The 18,755-nt window shown below is 37.1% G+C and carries 16 protein-coding genes; 11 read left to right on the forward strand and 5 right to left on the reverse strand.

Going from position 1 to position 18,755, the window contains the following annotated elements; all coding sequences use genetic code 11:
• Nucleotides 1-31: 31 nt before the first annotated feature.
• Nucleotides 32-1,786: an aspartate--tRNA ligase gene (aspS, locus tag ABJ974_RS02065; protein WP_419869735.1), complete on the reverse strand. Its 1,755-nt coding sequence runs from the start codon at nucleotides 1,784-1,786 to the stop codon at nucleotides 32-34.
• A 162-nt stretch (nucleotides 1,787-1,948) separates the two neighbouring features.
• Nucleotides 1,949-2,386, reverse strand: coding sequence for an ankyrin repeat domain-containing protein (locus tag ABJ974_RS02070; RefSeq protein ID WP_419869736.1), 438 nt, complete (start codon nucleotides 2,384-2,386; stop codon nucleotides 1,949-1,951).
• Between the two features lie 161 nt (nucleotides 2,387-2,547).
• On the opposite strand from ABJ974_RS02070, the gene ABJ974_RS02075 reads away from it, so the two are divergent.
• Nucleotides 2,548-2,661 (forward strand): 30S ribosomal protein THX, encoded by a 114-nt coding sequence (locus tag ABJ974_RS02075; RefSeq protein ID WP_419869737.1) that lies wholly within the window; start codon nucleotides 2,548-2,550, stop codon nucleotides 2,659-2,661.
• Nucleotides 2,662-2,724: 63 nt separating this feature from the next.
• Here ABJ974_RS02075 and ABJ974_RS02080 read toward each other — a convergent pair whose 3' ends face one another.
• The 3 genes from ABJ974_RS02080 to ABJ974_RS02090 all read right to left on the reverse strand — a co-directional run bounded on the left by ABJ974_RS02080 (nucleotide 2,725) and on the right by ABJ974_RS02090 (nucleotide 5,230).
• Nucleotides 2,725-3,378 carry a DUF937 domain-containing protein gene (locus ABJ974_RS02080; RefSeq protein ID WP_419869738.1) on the reverse strand — a complete coding sequence of 218 codons (654 nt, stop codon included), beginning with the start codon at nucleotides 3,376-3,378 and terminating at the stop codon, nucleotides 2,725-2,727.
• A 79-nt stretch (nucleotides 3,379-3,457) separates the two neighbouring features.
• Nucleotides 3,458-4,717 (reverse strand): protein O-mannosyl-transferase family, encoded by a 1,260-nt coding sequence (locus tag ABJ974_RS02085; RefSeq protein ID WP_419869739.1) that lies wholly within the window; start codon nucleotides 4,715-4,717, stop codon nucleotides 3,458-3,460.
• A 3-nt stretch (nucleotides 4,718-4,720) separates the two neighbouring features.
• A complete protein-coding gene (locus ABJ974_RS02090; RefSeq protein WP_419869740.1) occupies nucleotides 4,721-5,230 on the reverse strand; it encodes a DUF2480 family protein in 510 nt (169 codons plus the stop codon).
• Nucleotides 5,231-5,315: 85 nt separating this feature from the next.
• On the opposite strand from ABJ974_RS02090, the gene lpxB reads away from it, so the two are divergent.
• The 10 genes from lpxB (at nucleotide 5,316) to ABJ974_RS02140 (ending at nucleotide 18,748) form a co-directional block, all read left to right on the forward strand.
• Nucleotides 5,316-6,419, forward strand: a complete 1,104-nt coding sequence (gene lpxB, locus ABJ974_RS02095; protein ID WP_419869741.1) for a lipid-A-disaccharide synthase — start codon at nucleotides 5,316-5,318, stop codon at nucleotides 6,417-6,419.
• A gap of 96 nt (nucleotides 6,420-6,515) precedes the next feature.
• Nucleotides 6,516-8,291, forward strand: coding sequence for a ComEC/Rec2 family competence protein (locus ABJ974_RS02100; RefSeq protein WP_419869742.1), 1,776 nt, complete (start codon nucleotides 6,516-6,518; stop codon nucleotides 8,289-8,291).
• 145 nt (nucleotides 8,292-8,436) lie between these two features.
• A complete protein-coding gene (locus ABJ974_RS02105; RefSeq protein ID WP_419869743.1) occupies nucleotides 8,437-9,099 on the forward strand; it encodes a succinate dehydrogenase cytochrome b subunit in 663 nt (220 codons plus the stop codon).
• 13 nt (nucleotides 9,100-9,112) lie between these two features.
• Entirely contained in the window at nucleotides 9,113-11,125 is a 2,013-nt protein-coding gene (locus ABJ974_RS02110; RefSeq protein WP_419869744.1) for a fumarate reductase/succinate dehydrogenase flavoprotein subunit, read from the forward strand.
• A 24-nt stretch (nucleotides 11,126-11,149) separates the two neighbouring features.
• On the forward strand, nucleotides 11,150-11,917 hold the full coding sequence (locus ABJ974_RS02115) for a succinate dehydrogenase/fumarate reductase iron-sulfur subunit (RefSeq protein WP_292009227.1): 768 nt from the start codon (nucleotides 11,150-11,152) through the stop codon (nucleotides 11,915-11,917).
• A 126-nt stretch (nucleotides 11,918-12,043) separates the two neighbouring features.
• Nucleotides 12,044-13,567: a TlpA family protein disulfide reductase gene (locus ABJ974_RS02120; RefSeq protein ID WP_419869745.1), complete on the forward strand. Its 1,524-nt coding sequence runs from the start codon at nucleotides 12,044-12,046 to the stop codon at nucleotides 13,565-13,567.
• 159 nt (nucleotides 13,568-13,726) lie between these two features.
• Nucleotides 13,727-15,133, forward strand: a complete 1,407-nt coding sequence (rlmD, locus tag ABJ974_RS02125) for a 23S rRNA (uracil(1939)-C(5))-methyltransferase RlmD (RefSeq protein WP_419869746.1) — start codon at nucleotides 13,727-13,729, stop codon at nucleotides 15,131-15,133.
• Between the two features lie 43 nt (nucleotides 15,134-15,176).
• Nucleotides 15,177-17,642: a zinc-dependent metalloprotease gene (locus ABJ974_RS02130; protein WP_419869747.1), complete on the forward strand. Its 2,466-nt coding sequence runs from the start codon at nucleotides 15,177-15,179 to the stop codon at nucleotides 17,640-17,642.
• 4 nt (nucleotides 17,643-17,646) lie between these two features.
• Nucleotides 17,647-18,123, forward strand: coding sequence for a hypothetical protein (locus tag ABJ974_RS02135; protein WP_419869748.1), 477 nt, complete (start codon nucleotides 17,647-17,649; stop codon nucleotides 18,121-18,123).
• Nucleotides 18,089-18,748 carry a DUF6048 family protein gene (locus tag ABJ974_RS02140; RefSeq protein ID WP_419869749.1) on the forward strand — a complete coding sequence of 220 codons (660 nt, stop codon included), beginning with the start codon at nucleotides 18,089-18,091 and terminating at the stop codon, nucleotides 18,746-18,748. Before ABJ974_RS02135 ends, ABJ974_RS02140 begins: the two co-directional genes overlap by 35 nt.
• Nucleotides 18,749-18,755 lie beyond the last annotated feature (7 nt).

Below are 18,755 nucleotides of genomic sequence, written 5' to 3' on the forward strand. Positions count from 1 at the left end.
ATAAAAGCGGAGATACTTCTCCGCTTTGTATTTATGATTTTAAATTTAATTGTAGTTCCAATTCATCCAGTTGCTCATTGGCAATAGGAGCAGGGGCGTCAATCATGACATCCCGTCCTGAATTGTTTTTAGGGAATGCAATATAATCCCTGATTACCTCATTTCCGTCAAGGATCGCCACTAATCGGTCAAATCCGAAGGCTAAACCACCATGAGGTGGTGCTCCGTATTTAAACGCATTCATGAGGAATCCAAACTGGGCTTCTGCTTCTTCTTTTGTAAACCCTAAAAGATAAAACATTTTGGATTGAAGATCTTTGTCAAAAATTCTGATAGATCCCCCTCCGATTTCGTTTCCGTTAAGCACCATATCATAGGCGTTGGCTCTTGCTTTTCCCGGATCTGTTTCCAGTAAGTGGATATCTTCAGGTTTTGGAGATGTGAAAGGGTGGTGCATTGCATGATATCTTTGCGTCTCTTCATCAAATTCCAATAAAGGGAAATCAACAACCCAAAGAGGGGCAAATACATCTCCTTTTCTTAATCCCAAACGGTTTCCAAGCTCCATTCTCAATGCAGAAAGCTGAGCTCTTACCTTATTCTCGTTTCCTGAAAGGATCAGCATTAAATCTCCTTTCTTAGCTCCGAATTTTTCAATAATCTTTGTTAAATCTTCTTCATTGTAGAACTTATTAACAGAAGATGTTTTAACTCCATCATTCTGGAATTTTACCCATACCATTCCTGAAGCTCCTATTTGCGGACGTTTTACCCAATCCACTAATTCGTCGATCTGCTTTCTGGTATATTCTGCACATCCTTCAACATTAATTCCCACTACCAGTTCAGCATCATCAAATATTTTAAAATCTTTACCTTTTACCAGTTCATTAAGCTCTACGAATTCCATTCCGAATCGGATATCCGGTTTGTCATTTCCGTACTTTTTCATGGCATCAGCAAAAGTCATTCTTGGGAAATCTCCGAATTCCTGACCTGTAATATCTTTAAGTAAAGTTTTGGTCATTCCTTCAAAAACGTTCATGATATCTTCCTGCTCTACGAAAGCCATTTCACAGTCAATTTGCGTAAATTCCGGTTGTCTGTCCGCTCTTAAGTCTTCATCACGGAAACATTTTACAATCTGGAAATAGCGGTCCATCCCTCCTACCATTAAAAGCTGTTTAAAGGTTTGCGGAGATTGTGGAAGAGCGTAAAACTGTCCCGGATTCATTCTGCTGGGAACAACGAAATCTCTTGCTCCTTCCGGTGTGGATTTAATTAAAACAGGAGTTTCCACTTCAATAAATCCCTGATCGGAAAGATAGTTTCTCACTTTTTGTGCCATTTTATGGCGGAAGATCAGCTTATCTTTTACCGGATTTCTTCTGATATCCAGATAGCGGTATTTCATTCTCAATTCCTCACCACCATCGGTTTCGTCCTCAATAGTGAATGGAGGCAGTTGAGATTCATTAAGGATGGTAAGTTTTTCTACCAGAATTTCAATTTCTCCAGTAGGAATATTAGGGTTTTTGCTTACTCTTTCGATTACTTTTCCGGTAACCTGAATAACAAATTCACGACCCAGCTGTTTGGCTTCTTCCATTAATTGCGCAGAAGAACGTTCCTGATCAAAAACCAATTGGGTAATTCCGTAACGATCCCGAAGATCTATCCAAATCATAAATCCTTTGTCACGGATAGTTTGTACCCATCCTGAAAGTGTAACTTCTTCATTTAGATTTTGCAGAGATAGTTCTCCGTTTGTGTGTGATCGAAACATAATAGTCAGTTTAAAGTTCAATGTTAAAAGATCAAAGTTCAGACTTCAAGTGATTGGTTTTTCGAACTTTGAATTACGGGTGCAAAGATAAGCGTTTTTACAGGTTTGGGAAATAAAAAAACCTCCGAAAAGGAAGTTTTAATTATATTTTTTTGTAAAGTTTTATTTCAAAATTGCGGCAAGAGATGGATTCCCATACTTTACAGCAAAATCTTTTGCGGTTTCCCCATTTTCATTTTTCAGATTTTTGTCGGCTCCTTTTTGGATCAGGGTTTTAGCCATATCTGCTTTACCATATCGGGCGGCTACCATCAGAGGAGACTGGTTATCACATATCTGATTAACATTTACATTATTGCTGAGCAGATAATTAAAAACATTCTTTCTTTCGTATTTCACACTGTAGGCAAGGAGATTATATGAGTTTTCTTTAACGGTAAGACATTTGTTAAAATCGTTTTTTGAAAAAGCACTTTTGAAAACATCCACATTATCTGACTGGAAAGCCTTCATCTGGTCTTTTGTGATTTCCTGGGCAGAAAGCAAGTCGGCAAATATTGAAATTCCTAATATAAATGAGGCGGATATTATTTTTTTCATAAACATCAATTTAATAATATACAAAACTAATTAAATTTTTTATATATGGATAAAAAATAGGTGTGCCTTAAATGAATTGTGATTTGAATTTAGTGACCTTAATATTTGATTTTTTTACAGATATTTTTTAACTTAGTAGAAATCAACAAAATTTATCCACTATGGGAAAAGGAGACAAAAAGACTCGAAGAGGAAAGATTACGGCAGGAAGCTATGGAAAAAGAAGACCGAGAAAATCTTCCAAAAAAGTAAATGCTGCTGCGACTAAATCTTAATTCGTAAATAAAAAGACCAGAGATATATCTCTGGTCTTTTTTATCATTTCACTGCGGATATTATTATTTTCCACCCAGAAGATTTCCTAAAATACTTCCAAAACCTCCGCCTTTTTGTTGGTTATTATTACCACCTCCCAATACACTTCCAAGAATATCACTTAATGGATTTCCTGAAGACTGAGATTGTCCTCCACCCAAAACGCTTCCAATGATATCGTTTAAAGGACTGGATTGCTGCTGAGCCTGATTAGAAGCATTTCCAAGGATTCCTCCTAATAGATCTCCCAATCCGCCGGCGCTTACATTGTTCTGTTGTTTTTCTTTTCCAATATATCCCATTACAACTGGAGCTAGCATAGCTAAAACAGGACCTATCTTATCAATGGAAATTCCTGTGTTTTGCGATAATTGGTTTTCTACATTTTGTTTTTGGCCTCCAAAAATGTGATCCAAAATGGAACCACCTTCTGCCTGACGTGTTTCCAATTGGGAAGGATTATTCAGAATACTTCCGTCATGGTCTTTATCTAATGCATTGTTTAAGGCTTCAGCTTCTTTTGCATCCTTGGATTTATTTCTCAGATAAGAAATAATTAGAGGTGTAGCTACTGCTAAAAGAGCAATTACTTGGTTCTTGCTGATCCCAAATTTGCTTTCAGCCTGTTCTGCAACCTGATTACCTGCATTTCCTGTAAGTAGGTCAATTAAACTCATAGTTTGTGTTTATTAATAATTAAGTAATCTAAACTTATCAAAAATATTACCAATACTTATTTTTTATTTGAAATAATTGTTAAAGTTCTCTTATCTCGTTAGGAGTAAGGCCTTTAGATTTTAATATTTCAATGTATTCTTCTGCGCTTATGGTCATCCAGCTTATCGGTTCCGGAGCTTTTTTTCTGTCAATAGTGAATTCTAAAATTCCTATATTATTATTCATCCATGGAAGCATATAATATTCAAGTCCTCCTTTATATTTTTTAAAATTGTCAAAGTTCTGTGCCTGAGGAATCCGCAAGGCAATATGAAAACAGGAAAAATAAAAGAAAGGAATCAGAAGACAGCACCATGAGTATTTTTTTAAAGCCTGAAATCTGACTGAAGATAAGCCGTATCCAATAGCTAAGGCAAACATCAGATTAAAAGGAAGAAAGAAAACGTAATTATCCGTTACTGCATAAAAAGTGGAAAAGCCATATACCAGCAAAGCTGCTGTGAAAAATACGAAAAACATCTTACGATTGGCTTTATAAAGGAGGATAATCCCAGTAATTCCAAAGATGACAAATACATTGAAGTTATATATAAGATAAAAAAGGGATTTTATCAGATCCTGAACATATTGCAAAAATGATTTCTTTAAAGAGTCTTCAACCCAATGACCCTGATCAGATGACAGCGGTGACTTCAGGGGCAGTCCCTGTGAAGTGTTAATTATAAATAACAGGGAAAATAATACAGTAAAGGATAAAAAGGAAAGAAGAATGCTTTTCTTCTGATCTTTAAAATAATAAAGAAATAAAAGATAAGCAGGAATTAATAATATATTTTGTATATGTAGCCACAGGCTTATTCCAAGGAAAATGCCTGCTAAAATGGGATAGATGTTTCTCTTCTGTACAAAGTTTTGAATGATACAGTAAAAAAATAAACTGATCCATAACGTATTATATGTATATACTTCCACAATTTCCGCATTTTTCCAGAACGAAAAACTGAATCCGAAAACAATGGCGGATGTTATTGCTACCCAGTCTGTTTTTATAAGGTTTTTAAGGGTTAGGAATATTATAGAAACCGTAGCAGCTCCGGAAAAGACCACGAGCAGTCTGTTGGCTTCAATGGCATTGAGGCTGAGAATATTTTTAATTAAAATGGTCGTATTGATATAGAGGAAATGGGTTGTAGCGGTTGCTGTAACGGCAAATTGTCCCTTCTCTGTCTCCACAACAAAGCCTACACAGTCTGCAAAAGGAATTTTAGCAAAACTTCCGATATAATAAATGAATAAGAAGACTAAGAATAATAAAAGAGATGTCAGATATTTATTCATTCCCTAATTTTTGAAAATCGGGACATTGGAACATGCTTCTCCGAACATAAGAGATTTTACAATCGGCTTTAGCTGTTCTACAAGCTCAATATATGCGTTTTCCGGAATCTCTTTGTCTGAGCAGCCTTTTACCAAAACTCTTTTCCCTATGAAATCATCAAAATCATAAGACTGAATAGCATTATGCATCAGAAGCACCTCCAGATCTTCTTTATTTCCGAAGATTATTTTTTTTGTAGTTTCCGTTAATCTTGCCGTAATTAAAAAATAGGCCCATAACGGAACAATAGCATCAGCTGAATTGTAAATGTAGACAAAGGCATCTTTATAATCCTCGGGATTAATGGCTGCCACTTTTTCACGGAAATCTTTCTCTTTAAGGATTACTCCTTCAAATAGGAAATCCTTAAGGTCAATCCCTATTCTGGCACCTTTTGGGATCAGATCCGTAAGATCGAAGTTTACTAATCCGCTTTCGGCAACTTTATTTCGTATTTCAAATTCTTCTGACATTTTTATCATTATCTTTGAACAAATTTACAAATTAAGATGGTAACATCTTTAATTTGTTCTCTATTCCTATTATAGAAATATAGAAATGAAATATTACATCATAGCGGGAGAAGCCTCAGGAGACTTACATGGAAGCAATTTAATGAAAGCCTTAAAACAAAAAGATGCTCAGGCAGAATTTAGGTTTTGGGGTGGTGATCTTATGGAAAAGCAAGGCGGAGTGTTGGTGAAACATTATAAGGACCTGGCTTTTATGGGCTTTTTAGAAGTGGCTATGAACCTCAGGACAATTCTGAATAATATTAAATTCTGTAAAGAAGATATTAAGAATAACAAACCGGATTATCTGATCCTTGTTGATTATCCGGGATTTAATCTCCGTATTGCCAAGTTTGCAAAAGAGCTCGGAATTAAGGTAATTTATTATATTTCTCCCCAGCTGTGGGCATGGAAGGAAGGAAGAGTGGAGATTATCAAAAAGTATGTAGATGAAATGCTGGTGATTCTTCCTTTTGAAGAAGACTTTTATAAAAAGCATGGTGTTCATTCTCACTTTGTGGGGCATCCCCTGTTGGATGCTATATCGGAACTGGCTTTGACAGACAAGGAAGACTTTAAAAAGAAAAACGGTCTGAATGAGAAAGAGATTATTGCTCTTTTGCCGGGTTCCAGAAAACAGGAAGTGGAAAAAATGCTTCAGATCATGCTTTCTGTGCGTCCTTATTTTGAACAATATCAGTTTGTTATAGCCGGAGCTCCCAGTCTTCCCAGATCTTTTTATGAAAAATATGTGGATGAAAATGTACATTTCGTTTCCAATAAAACTTATGACCTGCTGAGGTGTTCCAAAGCTGCTTTGGTTACTTCGGGAACCGCTACGCTGGAAACTGCACTGTTGGATATTCCTGAAGTAGTATGTTATCGAGGAAGTAAGATTTCCTATGCTATTGCAAAAAGACTGGTGAAGAATATCAATTATATTTCCTTGGTGAACCTGATCATGGATAGGGAAGTGGTGAAAGAACTGATACAGGATGATCTGCACACATCTCACTTAGTGGAAGAGCTTAAAAAAGTGCTGGAAGGAGAAAAAAGAAATGAAATTTTAAATGATTACCGGTTGCTGAAACAAAAGCTGGGCGGTAAAGGAGCCAGTGACAAGGCTGCCGAAATTATTCTAAAAGTATAGATTCCGTATATTATATTAATGTTAACTTGTTGTATTTGAGTTTATTTGTGTCAAACTGAATGGTGGAAATTATTATTTTAGTTTTTAAAAACACATTTGAACAAACAACCTCTTCTTATATTGGTCACCTGTTTTATACTGGGGATCATTTTTCAGGATAGATTTCTCCTGGGACAGAATGCGGTGTATTGTATTCTTTTCATTGCTTTAATCCTTTTTGTTTTTACTTTTCTGAAATTGAACTTTATTTTCCATAAGCTTAGGGTTATAGGATTAGGATGTATTTATTTCGGGGTAGGTGTGGGGCTTCATTATTATAACAGTCTTCCCTCTGGTGCATCAATTATTTCCTCTGTCCAGCCTGTTGTTTTTAAAATTACTAAAAAGCTTAATTCCACTGAGAAATATAAGAGATATGAAGTGGAGGTCCGGGCAGAAAAAGGTAAAACTAATATGATTTTACTTATAGCTGACAAGAATAGTGAGCCGGATTTTATGCATTATTACAAAGCTCATGTATTTCTGAAGAAATTGAAGGCTCCGGAACATGATTTTCAATTTAATTATGCCCGGTATTTAAAGCGGAGAAATATTGAATTTCAAGCGTATGTAAAAGGGGAAATTATTCCCTCTATGAATAGAAATGACCTCACCTTTCATGAAAGGCTGGCACAGAAAAGACATGAGTTTTTACGCAAAGTGGACCGGGCTTCACTGTCTCCTGAAAGCAGGGAATTTTTAAAAGGGATGATTTTCGCAGACAGAACTGAAATGGATGCACTGGTGCTGAGGGATTTTACCCAATCAGGGCTGATGCATTTGCTGGTCATTTCAGGTACCCATATTGTGATCATTTTTGGGTTGATGTATTTTTTTCTTATTCGGGTTTTTCCTCTTGCACTCCGGAAGTGGGCAATTGTGCTTAGTTTAGCAATGATATGGATTTTTGGAGGTCTCGTAGGATTCGAAAATTCTGTTTTGCGGTCCTGTATTATGCTGACGATCTATTATGTTTATAAACTCCTGGGAAGGAAACCGGATCTTCTGCATTCCCTGGCAGTATCGGCGTTTATAATATTAATTGGGAATACCCAACAGCTTTTTAATATAGGGTTTCAGTTGAGTTTTATTGCTGTATTGGGTATCTTTTGGCTGAATGATCCTATTTTAAACCTTTTTCCCAAAGGAGATACCTATTGGAAACGGTTGTTTTTTAGTAGTGTTTGTATTTCGCTGGCTGCCCAACTGTCAACACTTCCTGTTATTTTGTATTATTTCCATCAGTGCTCGCTGATTTCACTTTTGGCTAATATTTTTATTGTACCGTTTTCAGAGATCATCATTATTTCTTCATTCATTTTAGCTTTATTAATTGTTGCAGGGTTGGATGGGAGATTAATGGTTGATACTTATGACCTTATTATTCAGTTTCTTTTAAAAATTATTCATTGGTTTGCCGGGTTTGAATCTTTCTTTATTGACAATATTTCAATCAATTGGGTGGAGGTATTATTTCTGTTTATTGTATTGGGGCTTTTGAAGTTTCTTATTCAACGGCCGGATTTTAGGAAATCTGCAATATTTGTAATGACTTGTTTGTTTTTTTTTATTTTGCATTCAGCATTTACAATTTATGAAAATCAAAGAGATGAAATATTAATTCATCATTATAATAAAAGCAAGATATTGTCTGTAAAAATAAAAAATAATGCCTGCTTTTGGCTTCCTTTAAATGCAGATAAGAATAAAATAGAGAAATATATTGTGGGTCCTTACAGGACTTCAAGAAGGCTTGGCCATATCGAAATCAAATATTTTTCAAGAGCAGAGAATAAAGTCATTTTCAGGGGCAAAACATATGATTTGAATTGAATATTGCTTATTTGGACTTTCCTTTATTTATAACATTTTCATCAATTATTTAGAAAGATTACAAACTAGGTAATTCTGAGATTTCTCACTTCTTTGTATTGTTAACATTTCCTAATTTTGTGGGAAATTCAAATTTAGACTTAGTATGGCAGGTTTAACGAGTTCTACGATAGGTAGAAAATATGCTATGGCATTATCGGCTATGTTTTTGCTGATTTTTCTTATACTGCATTTGACTACAAACTTATTATCCGTAATAAACAAGGATGCTTTTAATACAGCTTCCGACTTTATGGGTTATAATCCTTTTGTACAGTTTCTTATGCAGCCTATTCTTGGTTTTGCTGTGATATTCCATTTTGTGATGGGGTTCGTATTGGAAATTAAGAATAATAAAGCACGTCCGGTTAAATATGCTGCAAACAATGCATCTTCCAATTCCACTTGGATGTCCAGAAATATGATTATTTCCGGAGCTGTTGTTTTGGCTTTTTTAGGACTGCACTTGTATGACTTCTGGTTACACGAGATTACTTACAAATATGTAGATGGTATTTCACCGGATGCAGAGAGATTCTGGGAGGAACTGCACGAAAAATTTGCAGATATCTGGAGAGTGGCTATTTATGTAATTGCATTTGTATTATTGGGATTACACTTAGCGCACGGTTTCCAGTCTTCTTTTCAGTCCATCGGGGCTAGACATCCGAAGTACACTCCGGTAATTAAAACTATTGGAAACTGGTATTCAGTTATCATTCCTTTAGGATTTATTTTCATCGCAATATTTCATTATATAACTCAATAATATCAAAAATAATATGAGTAAGTTAGATTCAAAAATTCCTGCAGGTCCTCTAAAGGACAAGTGGAAACATCATAAAGACCATATGAACCTTGTTGCACCTAACAACAGAGATAAAATTGATATTATTGTTGTAGGAACAGGATTAGCAGGAGGTTCTGCCGCAGCTACCCTGGCTGAGCAAGGTTATAACGTAAAAGCATTTTGTTATCAGGATTCCCCAAGAAGAGCGCACTCTATTGCCGCTCAGGGAGGGATCAATGCTGCTAAAAATTATCAGGGAGACGGTGACTCTACCTATAGATTATTCTATGATACAATCAAAGGAGGTGACTATAGAGCAAGAGAAGCTAATGTATATAGATTAGCTGAAGTTTCGGCTAACATTATTGACCAGTGTGTATCACAAGGTGTTCCTTTCGGAAGGGATTACGGTGGTCAGCTGGATAACCGTTCATTTGGAGGGGTTCAGGTAAAAAGAACTTTCTATGCAAAAGGACAGACAGGACAACAGCTTTTATTAGGAGCTTATTCTGCAATGAGCCGTCAGATCGGTAAAGGTAGAATTAAAATGTACAACCGTCATGAAATGATGGACCTTGTAATCGTTGACGGAAAAGCAAGAGGAATTATCGCAAGAAACCTGGTAACGGGAGAAATTGAAAGACATTCCGCGCACGCAGTGGTAATTGCTTCCGGAGGATATGGAAACGTATACTTCCTTTCTACCAATGCAATGGGATCCAACGTATCTGCTGCATGGAAGATCCACAAAAAAGGAGCTTATTTTGCTAACCCTTGTTATGTACAGATTCACCCTACATGTATTCCGGTTCACGGAACACAACAGTCTAAATTAACATTGATGTCCGAATCCCTAAGAAACTCAGGAAGAATCTGGGTACCTAAGAAAATAGAAGATTCAGTGGCTATCAGAGAAGGTAAGTTAAGACCTGAAAATATAAAAGAAGAAGACAGAGATTATTATCTGGAAAGAAGATATCCGGCATTCGGAAACTTAGTACCTAGGGACGTTGCTTCCAGAGCTGCTAAAGAAAGATGTGATGCAGGTTTCGGAATCGAAAATAATGATACTAAAGAAGGAGTTTATCTTGATTTCTCTACGGAGATCATTAAAAAAGGAAAAGAAGCAGCTCTTGAAAAGCATATCCATAATCCTACCGATCAGCAGATCTATGATTTAGGAAAAAGCTGGATAGAAGAGAAGTATGGTAACTTATTTGTAATGTATGAGAAAATTACAGCTGATGATCCTTATAAAACTCCAATGAAAATCTATCCGGCCGTACACTACACTATGGGAGGTGTTTGGGTGGATTACAATCTTCAGTCTACTATTCCGGGATGTTTCGTAATCGGTGAAGCCAACTTCTCAGATCACGGAGCAAACAGATTAGGAGCTTCTGCTCTGATGCAAGGTCTGGCAGACGGATACTTCGTTTTACCTTACACTATTGCAGATTATCTTTCTGCAGACATCAGAACAGGATCTATTCCTACTGATTCGGCATCATTCAATGAAGCTGAAAAAGGAATCAAAGAAAAAATCGATTTCTTCTTAAATAATAAAGGAACTCATTCAGTAGATCACTTCCACAAACAGTTAGGAAACATTATGTGGAATAAAGTAGGAATGGGAAGAACTCCTGAAGGCTTAAGAGAAGCGATCAAAGAAATTGAAGAAGTAAGAAATGACTTCTGGAAAAACGTAAAAGTTCCGGGAGAAGCAGAAGGTATGAATACAGAGCTTGAAAAAGCATTCCGTGTTGCAGACTTTTTAGAGCTAGGACAGTTAATGGCTATCGATGCCCTACATAGAAACGAATCTTGTGGAGGACACTTCCGTGAAGACCACTCTACTCCGGATGGAGAAGCGGAAAGAGACGACGTGAATTACAAATATGTGGGAGCTTGGGAATATCAGGGAGCAGACATCAATAATGAGGTGTTGCATAAAGAAGATCTGATATACGAGAATATCGAGGTTAAAACTAGAAGTTACAAATAATCTCCAACCTATAAATACAAAATTATGAGTGCAAAAAAAGGCTTACATCTTACGCTGAAAATTTGGAGACAAAAAAATAATAAAACTAAAGGTCAGTTTGAGACCTATAAAATATCAGATGTTTCCACAGATTCTTCATTCCTGGAGATGCTGGACATCCTGAACGAGAATTTAATTAATGAAGGAAAAGAACCGGTAGCTTTCGATCACGACTGTCGTGAAGGGATCTGCGGTATGTGTTCACTTTATATCAATGGTAGAGCTCATGGTCCTGATACAGGTATTACTACATGTCAGTTACACATGAGAATGTTCAAAGACGGTGAAACAATCGTTATTGAGCCATGGAGAAGTGCTGCTTTCCCTGTAATTAAAGACTTAATGGTAGACAGAAGTGCATTTGACAGAGTAATGGCCGCAGGTGGATTTATTTCTGTTAACACTTCCGGAAATACATTGGATGCCAATGCTATTCCTGTTCCGAAAGAAGACGCTGATAAAGCAATGGATGCAGCAGCATGTATCGGATGCGGAGCTTGTGTGGCTACATGTAAAAACGGTTCGGCGATGCTGTTCGTAGGAGCTAAAGTTTCCCAGTTTGCTTTATTACCTCAGGGTAGAATAGAAGCAAAACGTAGAGTTCTAAATATGGTACAGGCTATGGATGAAGAAGGTTTCGGTAACTGTTCAAATACCGGAGCATGTGAAGTGGAATGTCCTAAAGGAATTTCTTTAGAGAATATTGCCAGAATGAATAGAGAATACATGTCTGCTTTAGTGGACAAAGGATAAAAACAGATTGAAATAATCAAAAAAATCGTCTCCTTTTCGGAAGGCGATTTTTTTTAGTTAAATCTTTCTTAAAAAGACCGATTAGTTTATTGAAAAACCTATTTTTGTTTAACTATAATATTCAAAATGAAAAAATATCTTTTATTGTTTATCATCGCAGTATTTGTGATGTCTTGCTCTAAAAAAGTTGAAGTAAAAGGAAAAATCACAGGAGGTTCACCATTGGAAAGAATCGAGTTCATAGAAGCGTCAGGAGTAGCTACATTACCATTGACGAACATAGGACTTAAAAATGATGGAAGCTTTGCCGGAAGCTTTGATGCTCCTAAAAGCGGAATGTATGTGATTTCATATGGAGGAAAACAAAGCCTTATATACTTAAAAACCGGACAGAAACTGGAAATTTCAGGAAACGGAGCAACTTTCCCTACAGAATATGTAATTACGGGAGATGCTAAAAAGAATAATGATTTCTTTACCGCAGCTCAGAAATATCTTGGAAACTATGCCCAGACTGTAAATATCAATGAACTGATGATGAAGGATGAAAAAACCTTTCTTTCGGGAGTTCAGAAGGTAGAAACCGATATCAATAAAAATATAGAGGAGAACGTAAAGAAATTTAATCCGGACAATGAAGTTGTAAAATGGAAAAAGAATGATATCGCAAGTACGTTACTCACTTTGATGTCCCAATATGAATTGACTCAGAAACAGATTTCAGGAAATCCGTCTTTCAAAGTAACCAAGGCCTTTACAGATTATGAAAATAAGCTTCAGGCTAATAAAGACGAAATGGTGAAAGAAAACCCGGCTTACAGAAGCTACCTGCTTTCTAAAATGAGTCCTGACTTCCAAAAATATGCGGAAGCGAACAGTAAAGGAAAAACAGATATTACCACCTCCGAATTATTTAACGGATATCTAAAAGGTAAAAAAGATATTTCCCAGACTACAAAAGATTATTTACTTGCTTTTGTAATGGCACAATCGGACATTCATCCTACCACGCCGGAAAAAACAGCTGAGAAAATCAAAAAAATTATCGATGAAGATATTAAGGATGCCACCATTAAGGCTGATCTTAAAAAAATTCAGTTTGCTATCAACGGATTTAAGATCGGAGAACAGGCTCCTGAAGCTTCCTTAATTAAGCAGGATGGAAAATCATACAAGCTTTCTGAAAATAAAGGAAAACCTTATATGCTTGCTTTCTATGCATCATGGAATCCCTATATCGGCGAAGCTACCATTCCGGTTTTAAAAGAAGTAGTTAACTTCTATGGTTCTAAAATGAACTTTGTATTTGTAAATGTAGATGATACCAAAGATCAGTTTATTAAAACAAGCAACTCATTACTGAAAGGAATCAAAGGAACAAGTGTTTATGGAGAAGGAGGGCTTAATTCCGATATCGCTAAGAAATATGGTGTTTACGGGTTTAAATTACCTTGCTTCATCGTTGTTGATAAAGATGGAAAAATTGCCAGCAGACCTTTCTTCAATCTGGGAGATCAGGAATTGGTTACCATTTTGGATAAACAGACAGGACTTTCAGCTCCGAAAGTAGACCCTAGAGTACAGCTGCAGCCGGGATTACAACAGCCTGCTGAACAGACTCCTCCGCCACCAGCGGCTCCTGCAAAATAATAAACTTTAATATAGATAAAACCTTGTCTTCGGATAAGGTTTTTTTTATTGTATTTTTGCCGGAGGAAATCCCCGGTTTCATCCCATTATTAAAAAAATAGAATTTACTGAATGACACCGAAAGGTTACATTCTACCGTATTAAAATAGAATTTACTGAATGAAAAAGAAGAGAAATATAATTCTTGAAAATATTAAACTTTTAACAGCAGGAGCTAAAGGAGTAGCCATAGGTAAAACCGAAGACGGAAAAACCGTATTGGTGTCCGGAGCTATTCCCGGTGATGTGGTCAATGTAAGAGTCAAAAAAGCAAAATCCAAATACTATGAGGGTGAGGCCGTAGATATTCTGGAAAAGTCTCCTTTCCGTGTGGATTCCAAATGTATTCATTTCGGGGTCTGTGGTGGATGTAAATGGCAGAATATGAGCTATGAAAAACAGTTGGATTTCAAGCAGGAAGAAGTATATAATAATATAAAAAGAATTGGAGGGCTGGATGATTTTGAAACCATCTCCATTCTGGGTTCCGAACAGGAATATTTTTACCGGAACAAAATGGAATTTTCATTTTCCAATGCCCGTTGGTTAACGGTGGATGAAGTCAACTCCGAGGATAATATTAACGATAGAAATGCCTTAGGATTCCATATTCCGGGAATGTGGAGTAAAATTCTGAACCTTAAAGAATGTTTTCTTCAGGAAGAACCCTCCAACACCATCAGATTGGCGGTGAAAGAATATGGAGATAAGCATGGGCTGGATTTTTTTGATGTAAGAAATCAGGAAGGTTTTCTGCGTACTTTAATGATGAGACAGAATTCTCATGGAGAATGGATGGTGTTATTTCAGCTTTACAGAGAAGAAAAAGAAAACAGAGAAAGCTTATTTAACTTTTTACTGGAAACCTTTCCGCAGATCAAAACATTAGTGTATGCCATTAATCCCAAGCAGAATGATTCCATTTATGATCTGGATATTAATGTCTACTCTGGAGAAGGCTTCCTGATGGAAGAAATGGATGGTTTGAAATTTAAAATAGGGCCTAAATCCTTTTTCCAGACTAACTATAAACAGGCGCTGGAACTTTACAGAAAAACATTGGAATTTGCCGATCTTAAAGGAGACGAAGTAGTGTATGATCTCTATACTGGAACAGGTACCATTGCACAATATGTAGCCAGAAAAGCAAAACAGGTGATCGGTATCGAATCCGTGCAGGAAGCCATAGATGCAGCCATAGAACATGCCGAATTAAACGGACTTACCAACTGTACTTTTTATTGCGGAGATATGAAAGACATCTTTAACGATGAATTTCTTGCCAATCATCCAAAAGCAGACGTACTTATTACAGACCCGCCACGCGACGGGATGCATCAGAAAGTAGTAGAGCAGATCCTTAAGCTTTCCCCTGAAAAAGTGGTGTATGTAAGCTGTAATTCTGCTACCCAGGCCAGGGATCTGGCATTGATGAAAGAGCATTATACATTGGTTAAGATCCTCCCCGTAGATATGTTTCCACAAACGCATCACGTGGAAAATATTGCTCTGCTTATCAAAAAATAATTATTTAAATTTGGATCATAAACTGAAAAGCTTAAGATAGATCGTGAAGAACCTTAGATTTTTTTTATTAATTGTATTGCTATCGGCGCAAATCAATTTTTCTGCACAGGAAAAAGATTCTGCAACAGTGAAAAGTGATACGGTTAAAGCTAAAAAAGACAGTCCGAAGAAAAGCCCTGTGAAACCTTATAATGAGGTAGTCACTGATAAAGCGGTGTCTGGTGAAGGAGTACTCACGGTTCATAAAATAGAGGATAAATATTATTTTGAGATTCCGGATCATCTGCTGAAAAAAGAATTTCTTCTGGTAAGCCGGTTGACAAAAGCTGCTGCAGGAATGCGTTCCGGTACAACCGGATATGCAGGAGACCAGATCGGCCAGCAGGTAGTCGCCTTTGAAAAAGGTCCCAAAGATAAAATTCTGTTACGTTCTATTTCTTATGTAGATTATGCAAAAGACTCCACATCAGATATGTATAATTCGGTAACGAGAAATAATGTGCAATCCATTATCAAAGCTTTCGATGTAAAAGCATATGGAAAAAATAAAAAATCTTCCGTTATTGACGTAACGGATCTGCTGAATGCGGATAATGATATGGTTTCTTTTTCCGTTTCCTATAAAGATGCTTTTAAAGTGGGAGCTTTTCAAAAGGATATGTCTTTCATCAACTTTGTGAAATCCTTCCCCACCAATATTGAAATTAATACCACCAAGACTTTTGCCCGCTCTCTGGGACGAAGCTCTACTCCGGGAAGTTCTCCCGCCGGCCCTGCTCCGAAGATAAGTGGAAACTATACCGTAGAGATCAATTCCTCTTTTGTACTGTTACCGGAAAATAAAATGCAGGCAAGGTATTTTGATCCCAGAGTAGGCTACTTTACCGTAGGGTATACGGATTTTGATTTAGACCCACAGGGGGTAAAAAAGATCTCTCTTATTAAAAGATGGAGGTTGGAGCCTAAGCCTGCCGATCTTGAAAAATATAAAAAAGGAGAATTGGTAGAACCGGCAAAACCTATTGTATTTTATATAGACCCGGCAACTCCCCGAAAATGGGTGCCTTATCTGATCGAAGGAGTGAAGGACTGGCAGAAGGCCTTTGAAAAAGCAGGCTTTAAAAATGCAATCTATGCAAAAGTTCCGGATCCTAAAGTAGATACGGAATGGAGTCTGGAAGACGCAAGATTTTCAGCCATTGTTTATAAGCCGTCTGACGTGCCTAATGCTTCGGGGCCTTCTATTGCAGATCCCCGTACAGGTGAAATTCTGGAAAGCCATATCAACTGGTATCATAATGTTATGATGCTTTTAAGAAACTGGTATTTTATCCAGGCTTCACCCAATGATCCGAGAGCACGAAAAATGGAGTTTGATGAAAAGCTGATGGGTGAGCTGATCCGTTTTGTTTCTTCTCATGAAGTGGGACATACATTGGGCTTAAGACATAACTTCGGATCGAGTTCTACCGTACCGGTTGAAAAACTGAGAGATAAAAAATGGGTTGAAAAAAATGGACATACTCCATCCATTATGGATTATGCCAGGTTCAACTATGTTGCACAGCCCGAAGATAATATCACAGATGCCGGTATCATGCCGAGAATCGGTGAATACGATGAATGGGCGATCGATTGGGGATACAGACGATTTTTTGAATACCAGACCCCCGAACAGGAAAAAGAACATTTAAACCAGTGGGTGATTAAAAGCCTTAAAAATGAAAGACTCTGGTTTGGTACCGAATCAAATCCGTTAGATCCCCGGTCTCAAAGCGAACAGGTGGGAGATAACGCGATGATCGCAAGTCGTTACGGAATTAAAAATTTGCAGAGAATTGTAGATAACCTGGAAAAATGGACCTATACCCCCAATGAGGATTATGAGAATTTGGGGATGATGTATGATCAGGTAGTTTTACAGTTTAAAAGATATTTGGGACATGTTTCAAAATACATCGGAGGAAAGATGGAAACACCTAAGACAGCAGAACAAGCCGGAGCTGTCTATGAAATAGTCTCCAAAAAAGACCAGAAAGAAGCGATGAAGTTTTTGGAGGAAAATATTTTTACCACTCCGCAGTGGCTGGTCAGAAAAGAAATTTTTGATAAAACCGGAAAGACTTCCCTTAAAACGATAGAAGAAGTCCAGAAAGGAGTTCTTGGGAGAATTTTGAGTCCTATGGTTCTTCAGAATATGTATCAGATGCAGTCGGTGGATAAAAATACCTATTCCGTAATGGAGCTTTTTTCAGATCTAAACGGCTCTATTATAAAGAATGATCCGGATATTTACAAAAGAAACCTCCAGCGCAATTATGTCGAAGCAATGATTAGACTGGTTAATCCGAAAATACAGGATCAATCTGATGTTGTTGCCATAGCAAGAGGAAATCTTAATACAATAAAAAAAGAATTTTCAACCATGAGCAATACCTCGGATTCTATTAATAAATATCATTATGAAGATCTGGTATTCCGTATTGAAAAGGCTTTAGATCCAAAATAAATCTATGAAATATTTACATTTTTTTTTCTTTATAGTCTGTGTGAGTATGCTGTGTTCATGCGGAGGAGATGACGATATATGTGAAAGTGGGGAAGGAACTCCCAGAATGATGGTGATGTTTAAATCTGCATCGTCAGGTAAAGAAACGACCCTGGATTCCTTATATGTTGCCGTGGATTATGGATCCGGTAAAGTGGATCTGGGAGGTACCAGAGACTCCGGGTCAAGACTGATCCCTCTTAGAGTGGATGATTCACCTTATACTGATGTTTATTTTAAACTGACTAAGAATGGAAGTGAATCTCAGGTTAGAATAAATTATACCACCAAAGCCACCTATGTTTCTCCGGGCTGTGGAGTGAAAAAGACCTATGAAAATTTAACTTCCGAATTATTAACCTCTGATCCTGTAGTAGGAGTGGAGGCAGGACAAAATTATATAGAGAATGAAGACAAGACTAATCTGTACCTTCTTTTTTAGCATACTCAGTATCGTATGCCTGGCACAGGAGCGTACCGAAGCTAAAAAAGAGAAATGGAACTATAAGCCTAATTTTATGGTAGGTTTCGATATCCTGAACGCCGGAGTTTCTTTTTTTTCCGATAGGCAGTTATATCAGGGATTTTTGTCCACGAAGCTTAAAGATAATGTCCACGGTATTGTAGAAGCAGGTTTTGAAAAGAATATCTATCAAAAGAACGGCTATGATGCTAAGGTGAATGGTCCCTTCTTAAAACTGGGAATGTTCTATATGCTGGCTAAAGACCGCGAAAATGAGTTTAACGGATTTTATGCAGGGGGAAAGCTGGCGGGATCTTTTTATAATCAGGAATATATGTCCGTACCGGTGAGAGGATATGGAGGAAGTAATTCATCAATTGCTTATCCTTCGGCTACTCAGTCTACCTACTGGATAGAAGGCGTGATAGGCGGAAGGGTTCAGCTGTTCGAATCCAATTTCTACATTGATGTTAACCTTCAACCTAAGTATTTAGTTTATACCACCAAACAGGATGATATACAGCCTATGATTGTTCCGGGCTTTGGCAGAAGTTCTTCCAAATTCAATATGGGATTTGCATGGAATATAGCCTATAAATTTTGAGAGAGAA

This window comes from Chryseobacterium sp. CT-SW4, from assembly GCF_048572715.1.
Lineage (GTDB): Bacteria > Bacteroidota > Bacteroidia > Flavobacteriales > Weeksellaceae > Chryseobacterium.